At 74.3% G+C, this 16,713-nt stretch carries 16 protein-coding genes; 9 read left to right on the top strand and 7 right to left on the bottom strand.

Annotated features, from left to right (window positions below):
- The first annotated feature begins 16 nt into the window (after window positions 1-16).
- Window positions 17-475, top strand: coding sequence for a nitroreductase/quinone reductase family protein (locus XF36_RS19095; protein WP_060713016.1), 459 nt, complete (start codon window positions 17-19; stop codon window positions 473-475).
- A gap of 381 nt (window positions 476-856) precedes the next feature.
- Window positions 857-1,891, top strand: coding sequence for a methionine synthase (locus XF36_RS19090; protein WP_060714821.1), 1,035 nt, complete (start codon window positions 857-859; stop codon window positions 1,889-1,891).
- Window positions 1,892-2,040: 149 nt separating this feature from the next.
- Here the strand turns inward: XF36_RS19090 and XF36_RS19085 are convergent, their stop codons facing one another.
- On the bottom strand, window positions 2,041-2,820 hold the full coding sequence (locus tag XF36_RS19085; RefSeq protein ID WP_060713015.1) for an isocitrate lyase/PEP mutase family protein: 780 nt from the start codon (window positions 2,818-2,820) through the stop codon (window positions 2,041-2,043).
- A gap of 105 nt (window positions 2,821-2,925) precedes the next feature.
- Here XF36_RS19085 and XF36_RS19080 point away from each other — a divergent pair, with 105 nt between their 5' ends.
- The gene (locus XF36_RS19080) at window positions 2,926-3,327 is read left to right on the top strand and encodes a hypothetical protein (RefSeq protein WP_060713014.1); all 402 of its coding nucleotides are present in this window, start codon (window positions 2,926-2,928) and stop codon (window positions 3,325-3,327) included.
- Between the two features lie 76 nt (window positions 3,328-3,403).
- Here XF36_RS19080 and XF36_RS19075 read toward each other — a convergent pair whose 3' ends face one another.
- From XF36_RS19075 to XF36_RS19060, 4 genes are read right to left on the bottom strand one after another with little or no spacing between them, the layout of a single operon-like run.
- Window positions 3,404-4,234: a DMT family transporter gene (locus XF36_RS19075; RefSeq protein WP_238589349.1), complete on the bottom strand. Its 831-nt coding sequence runs from the start codon at window positions 4,232-4,234 to the stop codon at window positions 3,404-3,406.
- 46 nt (window positions 4,235-4,280) lie between these two features.
- Window positions 4,281-5,912 carry a peptide chain release factor 3 gene (locus XF36_RS19070; protein ID WP_414706200.1) on the bottom strand — a complete coding sequence of 544 codons (1,632 nt, stop codon included), beginning with the start codon at window positions 5,910-5,912 and terminating at the stop codon, window positions 4,281-4,283.
- Window positions 5,913-5,921: 9 nt separating this feature from the next.
- Window positions 5,922-6,320 (bottom strand): VOC family protein, encoded by a 399-nt coding sequence (locus XF36_RS19065; protein WP_060713012.1) that lies wholly within the window; start codon window positions 6,318-6,320, stop codon window positions 5,922-5,924.
- Window positions 6,321-6,323: 3 nt separating this feature from the next.
- Window positions 6,324-6,707 carry an ankyrin repeat domain-containing protein gene (locus XF36_RS19060; RefSeq protein WP_060714819.1) on the bottom strand — a complete coding sequence of 128 codons (384 nt, stop codon included), beginning with the start codon at window positions 6,705-6,707 and terminating at the stop codon, window positions 6,324-6,326.
- Window positions 6,708-6,793: 86 nt separating this feature from the next.
- On the opposite strand from XF36_RS19060, the gene ligA reads away from it, so the two are divergent.
- Window positions 6,794-9,169, top strand: a complete 2,376-nt coding sequence (gene ligA / locus XF36_RS19055; protein WP_193393978.1) for an NAD-dependent DNA ligase LigA — start codon at window positions 6,794-6,796, stop codon at window positions 9,167-9,169.
- A 244-nt stretch (window positions 9,170-9,413) separates the two neighbouring features.
- The gene (locus tag XF36_RS19050) at window positions 9,414-10,133 is read left to right on the top strand and encodes a 3-keto-5-aminohexanoate cleavage protein (RefSeq protein WP_060713011.1); all 720 of its coding nucleotides are present in this window, start codon (window positions 9,414-9,416) and stop codon (window positions 10,131-10,133) included.
- A gap of 41 nt (window positions 10,134-10,174) precedes the next feature.
- Here the strand turns inward: XF36_RS19050 and XF36_RS19045 are convergent, their stop codons facing one another.
- Complete coding sequence (locus XF36_RS19045; RefSeq protein ID WP_060713010.1) at window positions 10,175-10,831, bottom strand: amino acid-binding protein; 657 nt, start codon at window positions 10,829-10,831, stop codon at window positions 10,175-10,177.
- 333 nt (window positions 10,832-11,164) lie between these two features.
- Here XF36_RS19045 and gatC point away from each other — a divergent pair, with 333 nt between their 5' ends.
- From gatC to XF36_RS19025, 4 genes are all read left to right on the top strand, one after another.
- Window positions 11,165-11,491: an Asp-tRNA(Asn)/Glu-tRNA(Gln) amidotransferase subunit GatC gene (gatC, locus tag XF36_RS19040; protein ID WP_020622204.1), complete on the top strand. Its 327-nt coding sequence runs from the start codon at window positions 11,165-11,167 to the stop codon at window positions 11,489-11,491.
- Window positions 11,488-12,996, top strand: coding sequence for an Asp-tRNA(Asn)/Glu-tRNA(Gln) amidotransferase subunit GatA (gene gatA / locus XF36_RS19035; protein WP_060713009.1), 1,509 nt, complete (start codon window positions 11,488-11,490; stop codon window positions 12,994-12,996). Before gatC ends, gatA begins: the two co-directional genes overlap by 4 nt.
- Window positions 12,993-14,495, top strand: coding sequence for an Asp-tRNA(Asn)/Glu-tRNA(Gln) amidotransferase subunit GatB (gene gatB, locus XF36_RS19030; RefSeq protein ID WP_060713008.1), 1,503 nt, complete (start codon window positions 12,993-12,995; stop codon window positions 14,493-14,495). The genes gatA and gatB overlap by 4 nt, the downstream gene beginning before the upstream one ends.
- A gap of 137 nt (window positions 14,496-14,632) precedes the next feature.
- A complete protein-coding gene (locus XF36_RS19025; RefSeq protein WP_060713007.1) occupies window positions 14,633-15,562 on the top strand; it encodes an ABC transporter substrate-binding protein in 930 nt (309 codons plus the stop codon).
- 45 nt (window positions 15,563-15,607) lie between these two features.
- On the opposite strand, the gene XF36_RS19020 is transcribed toward XF36_RS19025, so the two are convergent.
- Window positions 15,608-16,705: a PQQ-dependent sugar dehydrogenase gene (locus tag XF36_RS19020; protein ID WP_082375509.1), complete on the bottom strand. Its 1,098-nt coding sequence runs from the start codon at window positions 16,703-16,705 to the stop codon at window positions 15,608-15,610.
- Window positions 16,706-16,713 lie beyond the last annotated feature (8 nt).

Here is a 16,713-nt window from a genome sequence, read left to right as displayed (position 1 = left end):
AGTGAACACTGCTCTCATGACGAATCAGCGCTCTCGGACCCGCTACCTCGCCCCCGGCCGGTTCACCCGACGCGTGATGAACCCCCTGGTCGCCGGCCTGACCCGGCTCGGCCTCCCGCTCGCCGGCTCCGCAGTGCTCGGCGTCCGCGGCCGTAGCTCCGGCGAGGTCCGCACCACGCCGGTCAACCCGCTGCATCACGACGGAGTCCGGTACCTCGTCGCCGCCCGCGGTGAGACCCAGTGGGTGCGTAACCTGCGCGTCGCGGGGGAGGCCGAGCTGACCGTCGGCCGTCGCACCGAGCGGGTGGCCGCGACCGAGCTGACCGACCCGGCCGTCGCCGTCCCGGTGCTGCGGGAGTACCTGCGCCGCTGGGCCTGGGAGGTCGGGGCGTTCTTCGACGGCGTCGACGCCTCCTCGTCCGACGCCGAGCTGGCCGCCGCCGCACCCCACCACCCGGTGTTCGCCCTGCAATGAGAACTCCGGCGATCGCCCCCTGCAGTGATCGCCCTGCAGCGTTCTGCCTGCGGTGACCGCTCCGTGGTGACCGCTCGGGGGTGATCGCTCTGCGGTGATCCCTCCGGTGATCGCCGACTGTGGAGCGTCGGGTGCGGCTCACCCGACTCCGCACGCCACGTCCGGCGATCATGCCCGCCGCCGACGGACCGGGGGCGCACGCGTCGGGACGGGACCGCGGAGGACACTGTGCGGGTGACCATCCCGGACCCCACCGACCCGCTGGCCGCCGCGCTCGCCGCCGCCGGACTCGGCGACGTCCGTCCCGGCGAGACCGTCGCGCCGCAGCCCCGGATCGAGGTCGTCGACGACACCCCCGCCGAGCTCGCCGCGCCCCGTGCCCTGTGGCCCGCCGGCGTCGGCACCGGCGTCGGATCACTGCCCGGCACCGACATCCGCGAGGCGTGCGCGTTGGTCACCGGCGAGACCCCCGAGTTCCCGGCACTGCCCGAGCTGCCCGCCCGCGGTGTCGGCGCGGACATGATCGGGCGCACGGCCGGGCTGCTGGTGGACCTCGCCGTCGAGGTCGTGCCGACCGGCTGGCGCGTCACCGCGCACCCCGGGCGCGACCTGCGCCGATCCCGTGACCTGATGTCCGGCGATCTGGACGCCTTCGACGACGCCTGCGACCACATCCGCCCGTCCTGGGTGAAGATCCAGGTCACCGGCCCGTGGACACTCGCCGCCTCGGTCGAGCTCGCGTCCGGGCACCGGGTGCTCACCGACCGCGGCGCCGTCCGCGAGTTCGCCGCCAGCCTGACCGAGGGGCTGCGCACACACGTCGCCGAGGTCGCGCAACGGACCGGGGCGGCGGTCGTCGTCCAGCTCGACGAGCCCGGTCTGCCCGCGGTGCTCGCCGGGTCGTTGCCGACCGCGTCCGGCTACGGCACCGTCCGCGCGATCGCCGCGCCGGACGCCCAGGACCTGCTCCGCGACCTGGTCGCCGGCGTCGACGCGCCGGTCGTCGTGCACTGCTGCGCGGACCGTCCGCCGATCCGGCTGCTCGCCGGCACCGGTGCGGCCGCGGTCGGCATCGACGCGACCCGACCGGTGTTCGCCGGGAGCACCGCCGAACCGCGCGCCCTCGACGCGATCGGCGAGACCTGGGACAGCGGCGTCCCGTTGTTCCTCGGGCTGCTGCCCGGCACCACGCCGTCCCGCGAACCGGCGATCGGTGACCTGTCCCGCGCCGGCTACGACCTGGCCGACCGGCTGGGCTTCGACCGGCCGCGGCTGGCCCGCCTCGCCGTCCCGACGCCCGCCTGCGGGCTCGCCGGGGCGTCCCCGGCCTGGGCGCAGCGTGCGCTCGCCCTGTCCCGCGAGCTGGGAAAGGCCTTCGCCGATCCGGATGAGGTCGCACCCGCCGACGGGCGCTGACCCCGCATGATCGGCGTCGCGCGCGCCTCCGTGTTCCGCGCGCGTCCGGATGCACGCGCCGAGCGGATCACCGTGCGCCCGGCGGATCACCGCGCGCGGAGCGGATCACCGTGCGCCGGGCGGCGTCGGAGTGCTTCTCCCCGGGCCACTCAGTTCAGCTTGCGGGTGCCCTCGGGGAGCCCCCCGCCGGCGTAGACGTCGGTGGCGAGGTCCTGCAGCGCGGTCAGCGCGACGTTCTGGCTCCACGGGCCGTAGGACACGCGGGCGACGCCCAGCTGCTGGGCGGTCCCCAGAGGGATCGACCCCGGGATGCCGATCAGGTTGACCTTGCGCTCGCCGAGCGCCTCGACCAGGCGTCCGACCTGGGTCTCGTCGAGCTTGCCGGGCACGAAGAAGTTCGACGCGCCCGCGTCCAGGTACGCCTTCCCGCGCTCGATCGCGTCGGCCAGCACGGCCTCGGGGTCCTTGTCACCGGCCTTGAGGAAGGCGTCGGTGCGCGCGTTCAGCACGAAGTCGATCCCGGCCTTCTCGGCCGCGGCGACGGCGGCCTCCACGGCCTTCACTGCCTCGGCGAGCGGCTTGACCTGGTCCTCCAGGTTGCAGCCGACGATGCCGACGTCGATCGCGCGCGCGACGGTGCCACCGGGGTCGCCGTAGCCGGCCTCCAGGTCGGCGGTCACCGGCAGGTCGCCGGCGACCTCCGCGATCAGCCCGACCTCGGCGATCATGAGGTCGCGCGGGATGTGCTCGCCGTCGGGGTAGCCGCGGGACGCGGCGATCCCGTGGCTCGCGGTGGCCAGGGCCGTCGTGCCCGGGGTCTCGGCGACGATCTTCGCGGTGATCGCGTCCCAGACGTTGACGACGAGCAGCAGCTCCGGTGCGGAGTGCAGCTCCTGCAGCTTCGTGGCCTTCTCGGCGATGGAGGTCATGCGATCACCGTAGGCCGGTTCCGGGGCCCCCGCCGCGTACCCAGAACTGAGGATCTGCGGTGTCCCCGACAGCGGCAGGTCCGTCCGACCCCCGATCCTTGTGCCGTGCTCCGAGACCGGTCCGACGTCCGACACCCGACCACCCCGCCGGGGGGTCTCGGGTCGTCCGCGCTGGTGCTGGGAGCGCTGGGCTCGGTGTTCGTCGCCGTCGCGATCGCGCTGTCCGCGTTGTCGCCGCTGACCGTCGCCGGTCTCGCGTTCGCCTCTGCCGGGGTCGTCCTGGCCATCGGCGGTCTGGTGCTGGGCACGCTGGGCGCGGTCCGTGCCTGCCCGGGCCGGTCCCGGACGGCGATGTCGGCCGCGGGACTGTCGGTCGCCGGGCTGGCCGGCGGGCTGATCTGGCTGGCCGCGTTCGTGATCCTCGCCGTCACCGGGCCGGGACCGCCGCCGGTGCAGGGCGCCGACGCCACGCCGGCCTGCGGGCCCGTGGCCTGCCACACCCCCTGAACCGGCGGTCCGGGCGACGCGTTCGACCTGGCGTCCCGAGGGCCCTATGGTCGGAGGACCCTGTCGGCAACGGGCTCTACGGTGCCCGCCGGCCGGAGCTCTCGGTCCCGGCTCCGGCGCTCGCCCGGGCCAGCGCGATCGTCGCCACCACGAGCACGGCCACCAGCACCGCGACGAGCGCCCACCCGGCCCCGCCGGTGGACAGCCGCTCGTCGAGCACGGTCACGCCGACGACCGCCGCCACCACCGGCTCCCCGACGACCACCGCGGGCAGCGACGCCCCCAGCGCCCCGGCCTGGAACGCGGCCTGCTGCAGCAGGGTCCCGCCGACCACGGCGACGACCAGCGCCGAGGTCTCCCACGAGGTCAGCACCGTGGTGATCCCGTCGGACAGCGTGTCGACCACGCCCAGGGTGAGCGCGGCGACGACGCCGTAGGCGATGCCGGTGGCCGCGGCCAGCAGCAGTGCCCGGGCCGTCCCCGTCGTCGACCGGGCCGCCACGAGACAGGCGGCGAACAGCACCAGCAGCACCGACCCCGTCGGCGCCCACGCGGTGAGCCCGGCCCGGTCGACACCCGCGGTCGGCTCCCCGACGGTCACGAACAGCACCAGCGCCACCACCAGCACCGCGGCCCACGCCAGCTCCCGGCGGGACGGCCGCCGCCCGGCCCACGACGCGGCCAGCGGCAGCGCGAACACCAGCTGGGTGACGATGAGCGGCTGCACCAGCAGCAGCGACCCGAACCCGAGCGCGACGGCCTGCATCGCGAACGCCGCCGTGTCACCCAGCGACCCGGCCAGCCAGCGCGGATCGCGGACCAGCCGCGCCAGCATCCGCAGCCCCCGGTCGTGCGGGTCCGCCGCCGCCGAGGTCTGCTGCGCGACGGCGGCGAGCGCGAAGAGCAGCGCCGAGAGCAGCGCGGCGCCGACCCCGGCGACGGTGTTCAGCGGATCAGGAGATCGAGGACCCGGCGGGCATGGCCTCGAACCGCATGTCCGGGAACTTGCGCTGGACGATGTCCATCCGCCATTTGTTGGTGAACAACGCGAGGTGCTCGCCGTCGGAGTCGCGGCGCAGGACCTCGCACTCGGATTGCCCGGCCAGCTTCTCGACCGCCTCGGCGTCGACCAGGCGCGCGATCTGGTACGGCAGCCGGTCGAGGGTGACCGGCGCGTTGAACTCGGTCTCCAGCCGTGTGGTGACCACGTCGAACTGCAGCGGCCCCACCGCGGCCAGCACCGGTGCCTGGTCGCCGCGCAGGTCCGAGCGCAGGATCTGGATGACCGCCTCGTTGCCGAGCTGCTCGATCCCCTTGCGGAACTGCTTGTACTTGCCCGCGTCCTTCGCGCGGATCACCGCGAAGTGCTCGGGGGCGAACGCCGGGATCGAGGGGAAATCGACCGGGTCGGCCGCGTAGAGGGTGTCCCCGGGGCGCAGGGCGGTGGCGTTGACCAGGCCGACGATGTCGCCGGGGAACGCCTCCTCGACGGTCGTGCGCTCGGCGCCGAACACCGACTGCGCGTACTTGGTCGCGAACGGCTTGCCCGTCGCGGCATGGGTGAGCACCATGCCGCGCTCGAAGCGGCCCGAGCAGATCCGCAGGAACGCCATGCGGTCACGGTGCGCCTTGTCCATGCCGGCCTGGACCTTGAAGATCAGCCCGGAGGTGGGCGCCTCCAGCGGGCGGTCCTGGCCCTTCACGTCGGGCCGCGGGGCGGGCGGCGGGGCGAGGTCGACCAGCGAGTCGAGCAGCCGGGCGACACCGATGTTGGACAGCGCCGAGCCGAACAGGACCGGGGTGGCCGTGCCGGAGCGGAAGCCCTCCTCGTCGAAACCGGCGCCGATCTCGTCGAGCAGGCCCAGCTCGTCCTGCGCGTTCTGCCAGTACTCGGGCTCCTGCGCGGCGATCGTCTCGGCGTCGACGACCTGTGCGGTGGCCTTCGTCGCGCCGCCGGCGGCCCGGGTGAACGCGGTGTACTCGCCGGTGCTGCGCTCGATGAGCCCCTTGAACTGCCCGGCGATGCCCAGTGGCCAGGTCAGCGGCATGGGGCGCAGGCCGATGGTCTGCTCGACCTCGTCGAGCAGCTCCAGAGCCTCGCGGCCCGGTCGGTCCCACTTGTTGACGAAGGTGACGATCGGGACGCCGCGCGAGCGGCAGACGTCGAAGAGCTTGAGGGTCTGCGGCTCGAGACCCTTCGCCGCGTCGAGCAGCATCACCGCGGCGTCGACGGCGGCGAGCACCCGGTAGGTGTCCTCGGAGAAGTCGCCGTGGCCGGGGGTGTCGAGCAGGTTGATCACGCAGTCCCGGTAGGAGAACTGCAGCACCGCCGAGGACACCGAGATGCCGCGGGCACGCTCCATCTCCATCCAGTCCGACGTGACGCCCTTGCGGCCGGACTTGCCGTGCACCGCACCGGCGGAGTCGATGACCTCCGCGTGCAGCGCCAGCGCCTCGGTCAGGGTCGACTTGCCCGCGTCGGGGTGGGAGATCACCGCGAACGTCCGGCGGCGGGCGGTCTCGCCGACGACGCGCGCGTCGGTGGCGGTGCCGGTCTGCCGGGTGTCGTTCTCGATGGTGCTCACACCTGCATTCTAGGCGTCGCCACCGACACCTCCCGACGACGGCGCCCGGCTCAGGTCGACCACGCAGAAGACGTTGCCGTCGGGGTCGGCGAGGACGACGAAGTCGGGCTCGGCGGGGTAGTCGTCCCAGACCGGCCGGGTCGCGCCCAGCGAGGTCAGCCGCGCCACCTCGGCGTCCTGCTCGGCGGTGGTGTCGACCAGGAGGTCCAGGTGGAGCCGGGGCCTGGGCTCGGGCGGGGACGCGCTGCGCATCAGGCCGAGCACCCGCTCGCCGTCGGAACCGGTCAGGGTGCGCCAGGACGAGCTCGACCACTCGTCGGAGACGTGCAGGTGCAGTGCGGCGGCCCAGAACGCGGCGGCCCGGTCGAGGTCGACGACGCCGACCACCGGGAACCCGAGCCTCAGCACGGCTCAGGCCCCCGCTTCCAGCAGCGCCCGCATGTCGGGCAGCTCGAAGTGCTTGACGGTCGCCCACGCCGACGGGCTCCCGTGGTGCGGGTCGGCGCCCGCGGCCAGCAACGCGGTGACCGACGGTGCCGACCGGGCGAACAGCGCGGCGGCGAGCGCGGTCTGGCCGCGGTCGTTGGTGTGGTCCGGCTCCGCGCCGCGGGCCAGCAGGTCGGCGACTACGGCGTCGTGGCCGTAGTAGGCGGCGAGGATCAGCAGGGTGTCGCCCTTGGGGTCGGTCAGACCGACCGGGACGCCCGCGTCGAGGTAGGCGCCCAGCCGGTCCGCCGCACCCTCGCGGGCAAGGTCGAACATCCGGTGCGCGAGCTCCACGGCAGCCTGGTCCATCCCCCGACCGTAGATTCCCCTGCTCGGTTGCGCATGACCGTCGGGGGGGGGGGGGGGGGGGGGGGGGCGCGGCTAACCTGCGTCTCGTGAGTTCCCAGTCCGACGCCCAGCAGGCCCGCGAGCGCCACGCGCAGCTGGCGGCCGAGGTGGCCGACCACCAGTTCCGGTACTACGTGCTGGACGCCCCGGTCGTCTCCGACGGCCAGTTCGACGAGCTGTGGCACGAGCTGCTCGCGCTGGAGGAGGCCCACCCCGAGCTGGTCACGCCGGACTCGCCGAGCCAGCGCGTCGGCGGGACCTTCTCCACCGACTTCACCTCCTACGACCATCTCGAGCGGATGTTGTCGCTGGACAACGCCTTCTCGCCCGAGGACCTGCGCACCTGGCACGAGCGGGTGACGAAGGAGGTCGGCGGGGACCTGCACTACCTGTGCGAGCTCAAGATCGACGGGCTCGCGGTCAATCTGCTCTACGAGGGCGGGCGGCTCACCCGGGCCCTGACCCGCGGCGACGGGCGCACCGGCGAGGACATCACGCTCAACATGCGCACCCTCGCCGAGGTGCCCGAGCAGCTCACCGGCACCGACGAGTTCCCGGTGCCGGCGCTCGTCGAGATCCGTGGCGAGGTCTACTTCCGGCTGGAGGACTTCGAGCGGCTCAACGCCTCGCTGGTCGAGGCGGGCAAGGAGCCGTTCGCGAACCCGCGCAACACCGCGGCCGGCTCCCTGCGCCAGAAGGACCCACGGGTCACCGGCTCGCGCAACCTGCGGCTGATCTGCCACGGCCTGGGCAAGCGGGAGGGGTTCACCCCCGACCCCCAGTCCCACGCCTACGACGCACTGGTCGCCTGGGGCCTGCCGGTCTCCCCGCGCACCAGGGTGCTCCAGGGGATCGAGAAGGTGATCGAGTACGTCGAGTACTGGGGTGAGCACCGGCACGACGTCGAGCACGAGATCGACGGCGTCGTCGTGAAGGTCGACGAGGTGGCGCTGCAGCGCAGGCTCGGCGCGACCTCCCGGTTCCCGCGCTGGGCGATCGCCTACAAGTACCCGCCGGAGCAGGCCACCACCCGGCTGCTCGACATCCGGGTCAACGTCGGGCGGACCGGCCGGGTCACCCCGTTCGCGGTGATGGAACCGGTGAAGGTCGCCGGGTCCACGGTCGAGATGGCGACCCTGCACAACGCCGACGAGGTGCGTCGCAAGGGCGTGCTGATCGGTGACCGGGTGGTCATCCGCAAGGCGGGCGACGTCATCCCCGAGGTGCTGGGTCCGGTCACCGACGTGCGCGACGGCTCCGAGCGCGAGTTCGTCATGCCGACGCGCTGCCCCGAGTGCGGCACCGCGCTCGTGCAGCAGAAGTCGGGCGACGTCGACCGGCGCTGCCCGAACGCCCGCTCCTGCCCGGCGCAGCTGCGGGAGCGGCTGTTCCACGTCGCGGGCCGGGGCGCGTTCGACATCGAGGGGCTCGGCTACGAGGCCGCGGTGGCGCTGCTGACCTCGGGTGTGCTGACCGACGAGGGCGACGTCTTCTCCCTCACCGAGGCCGACCTGCTGCGGACCGAGCTGTTCCGCAACCAGAAGGGCGAGCTGACGGTCAACGGCCGCAAGCTGCTGAGGAACCTGGAGGCGGCTAAGGACCGGCCGCTGTGGCGGGTGCTGGTGGGGCTGTCGATCCGGCACGTCGGGCCGACCGCCGCGCAGGCGCTGGCCCGCGAGTTCGGGTCGATGGAGGCTCTCGAACGCGCCGCGGCACAGGCGAAGGCGGACACCGAGGCCGCCGGGGTCGCGATCGTCTCCGACGGGACGGCGGGGGAGGACGACGCCGCGGCCGAGGCCGCCGCGCCGACGGCCGAGGGTGCCGCCGCCGAGGCGACCGGCGATGTCGAGGCCGCCGAGGCGGAGGCGGCGGTTGCCGCAGGCGAGGCGGAAGCGGCACCCGACGACGGGTCTGCCGGCGACGGGGCGTCCGACGACGGGGCCGTGGAGGCCGCGAAGCAGGAGCGGGCCGCGGCGCGTGCCCGGGCCAAGGCCGTCGCGGAGGCGCTCGCGCCGATCGCCGGGGTCGACGGTGTCGGCCCGACCATCGCCGCGGCGGTGCGGGACTGGTTCTCCGTCGACTGGCACCGCGAGGTCGTGCAGAAGTGGCGGGCCGCGGGCGTCGCGATGGAGGACGAGGTCGACGACTCGGTGCCCCGCTTCCTGGAGGGCCTCTCGATCGTCATCACCGGCTCGATGGAGAACTGGTCCCGCGACGAGGCCAAGGAGGCGATCATGGCCCGCGGCGGGCGGGCGGCCGGGTCGGTGTCGAAGAAGACGGCCTTCGTCGTCGCGGGGGAGGCGCCCGGCTCGAAGTACGACAAGGCCGTCGAGCTCGGGGTGCCGGTGCTGGACGAGGCCGGGTTCGAGGTCCTGCTCGCCCGCGGCCCCGACGCGGCGCGGGAACAGGCCGCCGACGCCTGACAGCCCCATGTCCGGGCCGGCGCGCGACCGCTGGTCCGCCCGGTGGCCGGGCTTGCAGCACGCCGACGGTGAGCGACCACTCACCGGGCGTGTCGGGCGTCCGGCGCGGCCCGGCGTCCGGACGCCGACGTCGCCCGGACGCGACCGCGCCCGGACACCGGCCGCGGACGATCACCGCCTACCCTCGGTCGCACGCCGGGGTCGTCCCGGCGGGAGGACGACCACTCGGATTGGGGAACACACGGTGTTGCAGGCGGCGCTCAACGGCTCACGACCGGCGGACGCGCACCCGGCGTTGCCGACCCTGGCCCGCCACCTCGCCCGCGACGCCCGGGCCGTCGCCCGGCTCGGCGTCACCTCGGTGCACGTGCACCCGCGTGACGACAGCGGCGCCGAGACGATCGAGCCCGCCGTGGTCGGCGACGTCGTGTCGCTGATCCGCCAGGAGGCCCCGGGCATCGAGATCGGCGTCCCGACCGGGCGCTGGATCCAGCCCGACCCCAAGGACCGCGTCGAGACCGTCCTGTCCTGGGGCCGGCTCGGCTCCGGCAAGCCCGACGTGTGCGGCGTCAACGTGCACGAGCTCGGCTGGACCGAGGTCTGCCACGCCGCGTGGTCGGTCGGCATCGCCGTCGAGCTCGGTGTCTGGACCAGCGGTGACGCCGTCACCCTCCGCCAGAACGGGCTGCCCCCGGGCACCCGCCGGGTGATCGCGGAGTCGACGGTGATCGACCCGGAGACCGCCGTCGCCGAGGGCATCCGGATCCTGCGCGCGCTCGGCCAGCCCCCCGTGCCCGTGCTGCTGCACGGCGAGGAGGAGGGCGCCTGGCCGGTGCTGGAGTACGCGACCCGGGTCAACATCGACACCCGGATCGGCTTCGAGGACGTCCTGGTGCGCCCCGACGGCTGGCTCGCGACCGGCAACGACGACCTCGTCCGCACCGCCCTGTCCATCCGGGTCTGACCCGGATCCACCGCTGCACCCGGAAGGGGCGGGTGGCGGGGTCAGGCCTTCAGCACCGTCGCGACGATCCCCGCGAGGTGCGCCAGCCGCGCCAGCTCCGACGGCCGGAACACCGGCCCACCCGGCCGTCCGACCACCAGCGTCTTCGGCGGTTCCCCGGTCCCGAACGGCGCGGCGGCCAGCTCGGTGTCCATCGCCCGCCACGGCTCGGGCACCCAGTGGCTGTCGTCGAGGGCGATCGCCCGGTCCAGCGGCAGCCAGGTCAGGTCCCCGGACCGGGTCTCGGGCGCCGCGGCGCTCTCCGCGATCCGGAAGGAACGACCGTTCTCGCTGACCGCGACCAGCGCCCAGCCGGCGCGGAACAGCCGCGGCACCTCGCCGGCGAGCAGGTCGAGCCCGTGCGCGTGGTCGCCGGCGATCTCGTCGAGCAGCTCCAGCTCGCGGTGGGTGTCCAGCTGCCCGGTGTGCGGGCGCACCGACTCCACCGACACCCCGGGCACCGACTCGGCCGCGGTGATGAGCACGTCCGGCGGCCGGTTGGTCGGCAGCTCCACGGCGATGTCGTCGACCGCCTGCCCGTCGCCGCGCTCCACGACGTCGACGCTGAGGATGTCCGCCCCCGCCCCGCCGAGGGCGGAGGCGACGGCCCCGAGATTGCCGGGCTTGTCCGGGAGGACGACCCGGAGCAGGAACGACACGGAGTGGATCCTCTCCCTCGACAGCGAGCGCCTCATCGGCACGCGTGTGCACCGCACCGGAGTGGCGGGGGGCGGTTCCGGGCGGGAACGATGATCCTGCCACCCTCGGGGCCGTCGGTCACCCGCCACCCGCATCATGGTGTGCGTACCTGGTCACCGGGGGGCGATCGACCGGTGGACCGGCGGGAATAGACTCGCCCGATGGACCGGCGCGCGCGGGAGCGGCCGGGTCGTGTCGGCAGCCGGACCGGCGGTCGCACCGTCGTCGCCGCACTGTCGTTGCGACCGTCCTCCCGCCGTCGTCATCATCGGACACCATCCCAGAGGAGGGGCATGACCGCCGATTCCGCGGAGCGGACGGGCGGGGTCATCACCCGGGACGAGGTCGCACACCTCGCCCGGCTGGCCCGCCTGGCCGTCACCGACTCCGAGCTGGACACCTTCGCGTCGCAGCTCGACGTGATCATCGGGTCGGTGGCCCGGGTCGGAGAGGTCGCCGCCGACGACATCCCGCCGACCTCGCACGCCGTCCCGCTGGAGAACGTCTTCCGCCCGGACGAGCGCCGCCCCGGCCTGAGCCAGGAGCAGGCGCTCGCCGGCGCCCCGGCCGCCGAGGACGGGCGCTTCCGCGTCCCGCGGATCCTGGGGGAGGAGCAGTGAACGACCTGATCCGCCTCACCGCGGCCGAGCTCGCGGAGAAGATCCACTCCCGCGAGGTCTCCGCTGTCGAGGTCGCCCAGGCCCACCTCGACCGGATCGCCGCCGTCGACGGTGAGGTGCACGCGTTCCTGCACGTCGGCGCCGAGACCGCGGTGGCCGCCGCCGCGCTGGTCGACGAGCGGATCGCCGCGGGCGAGGCCCCGGAGTCCCCGCTGGCCGGGGTGCCGCTGGCGCTCAAGGACGTGTTCACCACCTCGGACATGCCCACCACCTGTGGCTCGCGGATCCTCGACGGCTGGCGGCCGCCCTACGACGCGACGGTCACCACGCGCCTGCGCGCCGCCGGGATCACGATCCTCGGCAAGACCAACATGGACGAGTTCGCGATGGGCTCCTCCACCGAGCACTCGGCGTACGGCGTCACCCGCAACCCGTGGGACACCAGCCGGGTGCCGGGCGGCTCCGGCGGCGGGTCGGCGGCGTCGCTGGCCGCGTTCGAGGCGCCGTTGGCGATCGGCACCGACACCGGCGGCTCGATCCGCCAGCCCGCCGCGTTCACCGGCACCGTCGGCGTCAAGCCCACCTACGGCCAGGTGTCCCGCTACGGGCTGGTCGCCTGCGCGTCGTCGCTGGACCAGGGTGGGCCGTGCGCGCGCACCGTGCTGGACGCAGCGCTGCTGCACGAGGTCATCGCCGGCCACGACCCGCTCGACTCGACCTCGATCGACCGGCCCGTCCCGGCAGTCGTCGAGGCGGCACGCCAGGGTGCGACCGGCGACCTGTCCGGGCTGAAGGTCGGCGTCGTGCGCGAGCTGGGCGGCGAGGGCTACCAGCCTGGCGTCCGCTCGGCGTTCGACGCCTCGCTGCGCCGGCTGGAGAAGCTGGGTGCCGAGATCGTCGAGGTCGCCTGCCCGCACTTCGAGTACGGGATGGCCGCGTACTACCTGATCCTCCCCAGCGAGGTGTCGTCGAACCTCGCCCGGTTCGACGCCATGCGCTACGGCCTGCGCGCCTCCGAGGGCCGCTCCGCCGAGGAGGTCATGGCCAACACCCGCGAGCAGGGCTTCGGGCCCGAGGTCAAGCGGCGGATCATGCTCGGTACCTACGCGCTGTCCAGCGGCTACTACGACGCCTACTACGGCCAGGCGCAGAAGGTCCGCACGCTCATCAGTCGGGACTTCGCCGCGGCGTTCGCCCAGGCCGACGTGCTGGTCTCACCGACCACGCCGACCGTGCCGTTCCCGATCGGGGACAAGGTCGACGACCCGCTGGCCATGTACCTCAACGACCTGGCCACCATCCCGACGAACCTGGCCGGGGTGGCCGGCATGTCGGTGCCCAACGGTATCTCCGAGGGGCTCCCGACCGGCCTGCAGATCATGGCCCCCGCGCTCGGCGAGGCCGTCATGTACCGCGTCGGGGCGGCGTTCGAGGCCGCCCGCGACGCCGACGAGGGCGGTCCGCTGGTCGCCCGCGTCCCGGACGTTGCTGAGGTGAGGGCATGACCGCGGCCGTGGAGCTGGTCGACTTCGACGACGTCGTCGCCCGGTACGACCCCGTCCTGGGCATCGAGGTGCACGTCGAGCTGTCGACGAACACCAAGATGTTCTGCGGCTGCCCGACGGAGTTCGGGGCCGAGCCCAACACCCAGGTCTGCCCGGTCTGCCTGGGGCTGCCCGGCGCGCTGCCGGTGGTCAACCGGGCCGCGGTGGAGTCGGCGATCCGGATCGGCCTGGCGCTGAACTGCTCGATCGCGCCGTGGGGCCGGTTCGCCCGGAAGAACTACTTCTATCCGGACATGCCGAAGAACTTCCAGACCTCCCAGTACGACGAGCCGATCGCCACGGGCGGGTTCCTGGACCTGACCCTCGACGACGGCGAGGTCGTGCGGATCGGCATCGAGCGCGCGCACATGGAGGAGGACACCGGCAAGTCGCTGCACGTCGGCGGCTCCGACGGCCGCATCCACGGCGCCGACCACTCGCTGCTCGACTACAACCGGGCAGGCGTCCCGCTGATCGAGATCGTCACGACGATGATCCCGGACACCGGGGCCCGTGCCCCGGAGGTGGCCCGCGCCTACGTCACCGCGCTGCGCGACCTGATCCGGTCCCTGGGCGTCTCCGACGTCCGGATGGACCAGGGCTCGATGCGCGCCGACGTGAACCTCTCGCTGTCGCCGAAGGGCGGCGCGCTGGGCACCCGCACCGAGACGAAGAACGTCAACTCACTGCGGTCGGTCGAGCGCGCGGTCCGGCACGAGATGAGCCGGCAGGCCGGCGTGCTCGACGCGGGCGGTGAGATCGTCCAGGAGACCCGGCACTTCGACGAGGCGACCGGCCACACCCGTGCCGGGCGACGCAAGGAGACCTCGGAGGACTACCGGTACTTCCCGGAGCCCGACCTGGTCCCGATCGCTCCGTCCGCCGAGTGGGTCGAGGAGCTGCGCGGCACTCTGCCCGAGCTGCCGTGGGAGCGCCGCAAGCGCATCCAGAGCGACTGGGGCATCTCCGACGAGGAGCTGCGCGACCTGGTCAACGGCGGTGCGCTGGAGCTGGTCGAGGCCACCGTCGCGGCCGGTGCGCCGTCGCAGGAGGCCCGCTCGTGGTGGGTGTCCTACCTGGCCCAGCAGGCCAACACCCGCTCGGTCGAGCTCGCCGAGCTCGCGATCACCCCGGCGCAGGTCGCCCGGGTGATCGAGCAGGTCGCGGCGGGGGAGCTGACCAACAAGCTCGCCCGCCAGGTCGTCGACGGCGTGCTCGACGGCGAGGGCGGCCCGGACGAGGTCGTCGCCGCCCGCGGGCTGAAGGTCGTCTCCGACGAGGGCGCGCTGGTCGCCGCCGTCGACGCGGCGCTGGCCGAGCAGCCCGACGTCGCGGAGAAGATCCGCGGTGGCAAGGTCCAGGCGGCCGGGGCCATCGTCGGCGCGGTCATGAAGGCGACGAAGGGCCAGGCCGACGCCAAGCGGGTCCGCGAGCTGATCGTCGAGCGGGTCGGGGCCTGACCGCAGCGGCACGGGTGACGGGCCCCGGTCCGGTCGGAGCAACCGACCGGACCGGGGCCCGTTCCTCGTCCGCGACACGCGACCGCCAAGTGAGGCGAGGCTAAGCTCACTGGAGATCCCACGCCTCCGGAGGGCCCGTGTCCACTGCGCTGCTCGAGCGCTCCGTCGTCGAGATCGCCACCCGCCACCAACTGCTCGCCGCCTGCGGTCGCCCGTCGACGCCCGTCGGCACGGCCCCGGCGGGCGCGACCCGTAGCGTCACCACCTCGCTCGGCACCTACGACGTCCCGGTCGCGCCGGTGTCGGTGCTGGCCGTCGACTCGCGGGTCGACCTGGAGACCGCCGTCGCGCTCGGCCTGCCGGTGTCGGCGACCAGCCTGCGTCCCCCGGCCGCGTGGGTCCCGGCCCCGCCGGGGCTGCCGGTCCTGAAGGGCCCGATCCTCGACGAGGAGGTCCTCGCGCTGCGCCCGGACCTGATCGTCTGCTCCGCCGAGGACGACGGCGAGTACCGGCCGACCGCCCGGCTGCAGCGCATCGCGCCGGTCGTCCCGACCTCGTTCGACGTGCCGTGGCGGGCCGACCTGACCACGATCGCCACCCAGCTCGACCGTCGCGACGCACTGGACCGGGTGCTGGCCGAGTACGACGCGGTCGCCGCCGGGGTCCGGGAGCGCCGCCGTGGGCTGCTGGCGACCAGGCGGATCGTCATCGCCCAGTGGCGGCCCGAGGCGGGCACGTTCGTGGTGAACACGGCGGGCCGGTTACCGCAGCAGGTGCTGACCGACCTGGGCGGCTCGCTGGCCGGGGAGGAACGCGCCTACGCCGCGGACCAGGAGGTGCCGCTGGAGGAGATGAGCCGGTTCCGCGACGCCGACGGGTTCTACCTGCAGAACACCGGTACCGAACGGGCGCTCGCGACGATGCGCGACGTCCCGGTGTGGCGCGAGCTCCCCGCGGTGCGGGCCGGGAAGGTCGTCGAGACCGCGGGCAACGTCAAATACGGCAGCGTCTACAGCGCGATGCAGGTCGCCCGCGACCTGGACGCGCTGTACGCGCTGCTCGGCTGAGCGTCCTGGCCGCTCGGCCGGAGACGAGCCCGCGCCGAACCGGGGTCAGATCGCGCTGGCCCCGCCGCCGGTCGGCGGCTGGATGCGGACCACCCGGTCGTCGGTGCTGCCGGGGGCACCGCCGTCGCGGTTCACGGTGCCCAGCCAGAGCAGGCCGTCCGGGGCGAGGGTGACCGGGCCGATCCGGCCGTAGGTGTCCTCCAGCACCGGTGTCGGGTCGCCGGTGAAGGTGCCCTCGGGGCCCGGGTTGAGTACGAACAGCGCCTTCCCGGTGCTCTGGGCGACGACGACCGCGCCCGGCAGCACCGTGCACCCCGCGACTCCGGGACGGTCCGGCCAGGTCCAGGCCGGCGCGCCGAGCGCGCCCGGGGCGACGCGGTACAGGACGTCGCGCCCGGCCGTCCGGTCGGTGACCCAGGTGGTCCGTGCCGCCGGGTCGACGCACACCCCGCCCGGCGCGGTGAGCCCGCGGGCCAGGACCGGCGAGGCACGGTCGGGGTTGCCCGGGGCCGGCCGGCCCAGGGTGTCGATCCGCAGCACCGCCCCGGCGAGCGGACCCGCTCCGGCGGGCGTGGCGACCAGCAGCGAGGAGCCGTCCGCGTCGACGGCCAGCGCCCCGCCCGGGGGCAGCCCCGCCAGCACCGGCTTCGGCGCCTCACCGGGTGCGATCCGCCAGACCCGGCCCTCGGACAGGGCGTAGAGCAGGCGGTCCTCGGCGTAGCCGGGGGACAGGACCAGCCCGGTCAGCCCACCCGCCGGACCGACCGGCACCGTCGCGACCGGCCGCGGCGTGGCGTCGCGGCGGACCTCCAGCACCCGTCCGGTCCGCCGCTCGGCGACGAGTGCGTGGTCGCCCTGCGGGAGCACGGCCACCGCCCCGACCGGCCCCAGACACGCGGCCACGACCTGGGGGTCCGGGTCGACGCACGGCTGCGGGGCCGCCGCGGGCCCCTGTTGCTGCGGCGACGGCGGCCCGCCCGACGGCGGTGCCTGCTCCTCCGGGGCGATCCGGGGCGGCCCGCCCAGCTCGCCGGCGCCCTCGGCCTGGGGCCGCCAGTCCCGCGAGCCCGCGTCGGGGAAGGTGGCGCAACCGGCCAGCAGCACGACGAGCGTCGCGACGATCAGCAGCAGCCGGGCGGTCACGAGGAACC

The sequence above is a fragment of the Pseudonocardia sp. HH130629-09 genome, from assembly GCF_001294645.1.
Taxonomy (GTDB): Bacteria; Actinomycetota; Actinomycetes; order Mycobacteriales; family Pseudonocardiaceae; genus Pseudonocardia.
The sequence above is the reverse complement of the archived record's forward strand: the minus strand, read 5'-3'. Positions and strand labels throughout refer to the sequence as shown.

Excerpts from the sequence above, each read along its gene's own strand:
- XF36_RS19095 (WP_060713016.1), top strand. The coding sequence starts at position 17 with ATGACGAATCAGCGCTCTCGGACCCGCTACCTCGCCCCCGGCCGGTTC.
- XF36_RS19085 (WP_060713015.1), bottom strand. The coding sequence starts at position 2,820 with ATGACCTCCATCGCCGAGAAGGCCACGAAGCTGCAGGAGCTGCACTCC.
- XF36_RS19060 (WP_060714819.1), bottom strand. The coding sequence starts at position 6,707 with ATGGACCAGGCTGCCGTGGAGCTCGCGCACCGGATGTTCGACCTTGCC.
- gatC (WP_020622204.1), top strand. The coding sequence starts at position 11,165 with ATGACCGCCGATTCCGCGGAGCGGACGGGCGGGGTCATCACCCGGGAC.
- gatB (WP_060713008.1), top strand. The coding sequence starts at position 12,993 with ATGACCGCGGCCGTGGAGCTGGTCGACTTCGACGACGTCGTCGCCCGG.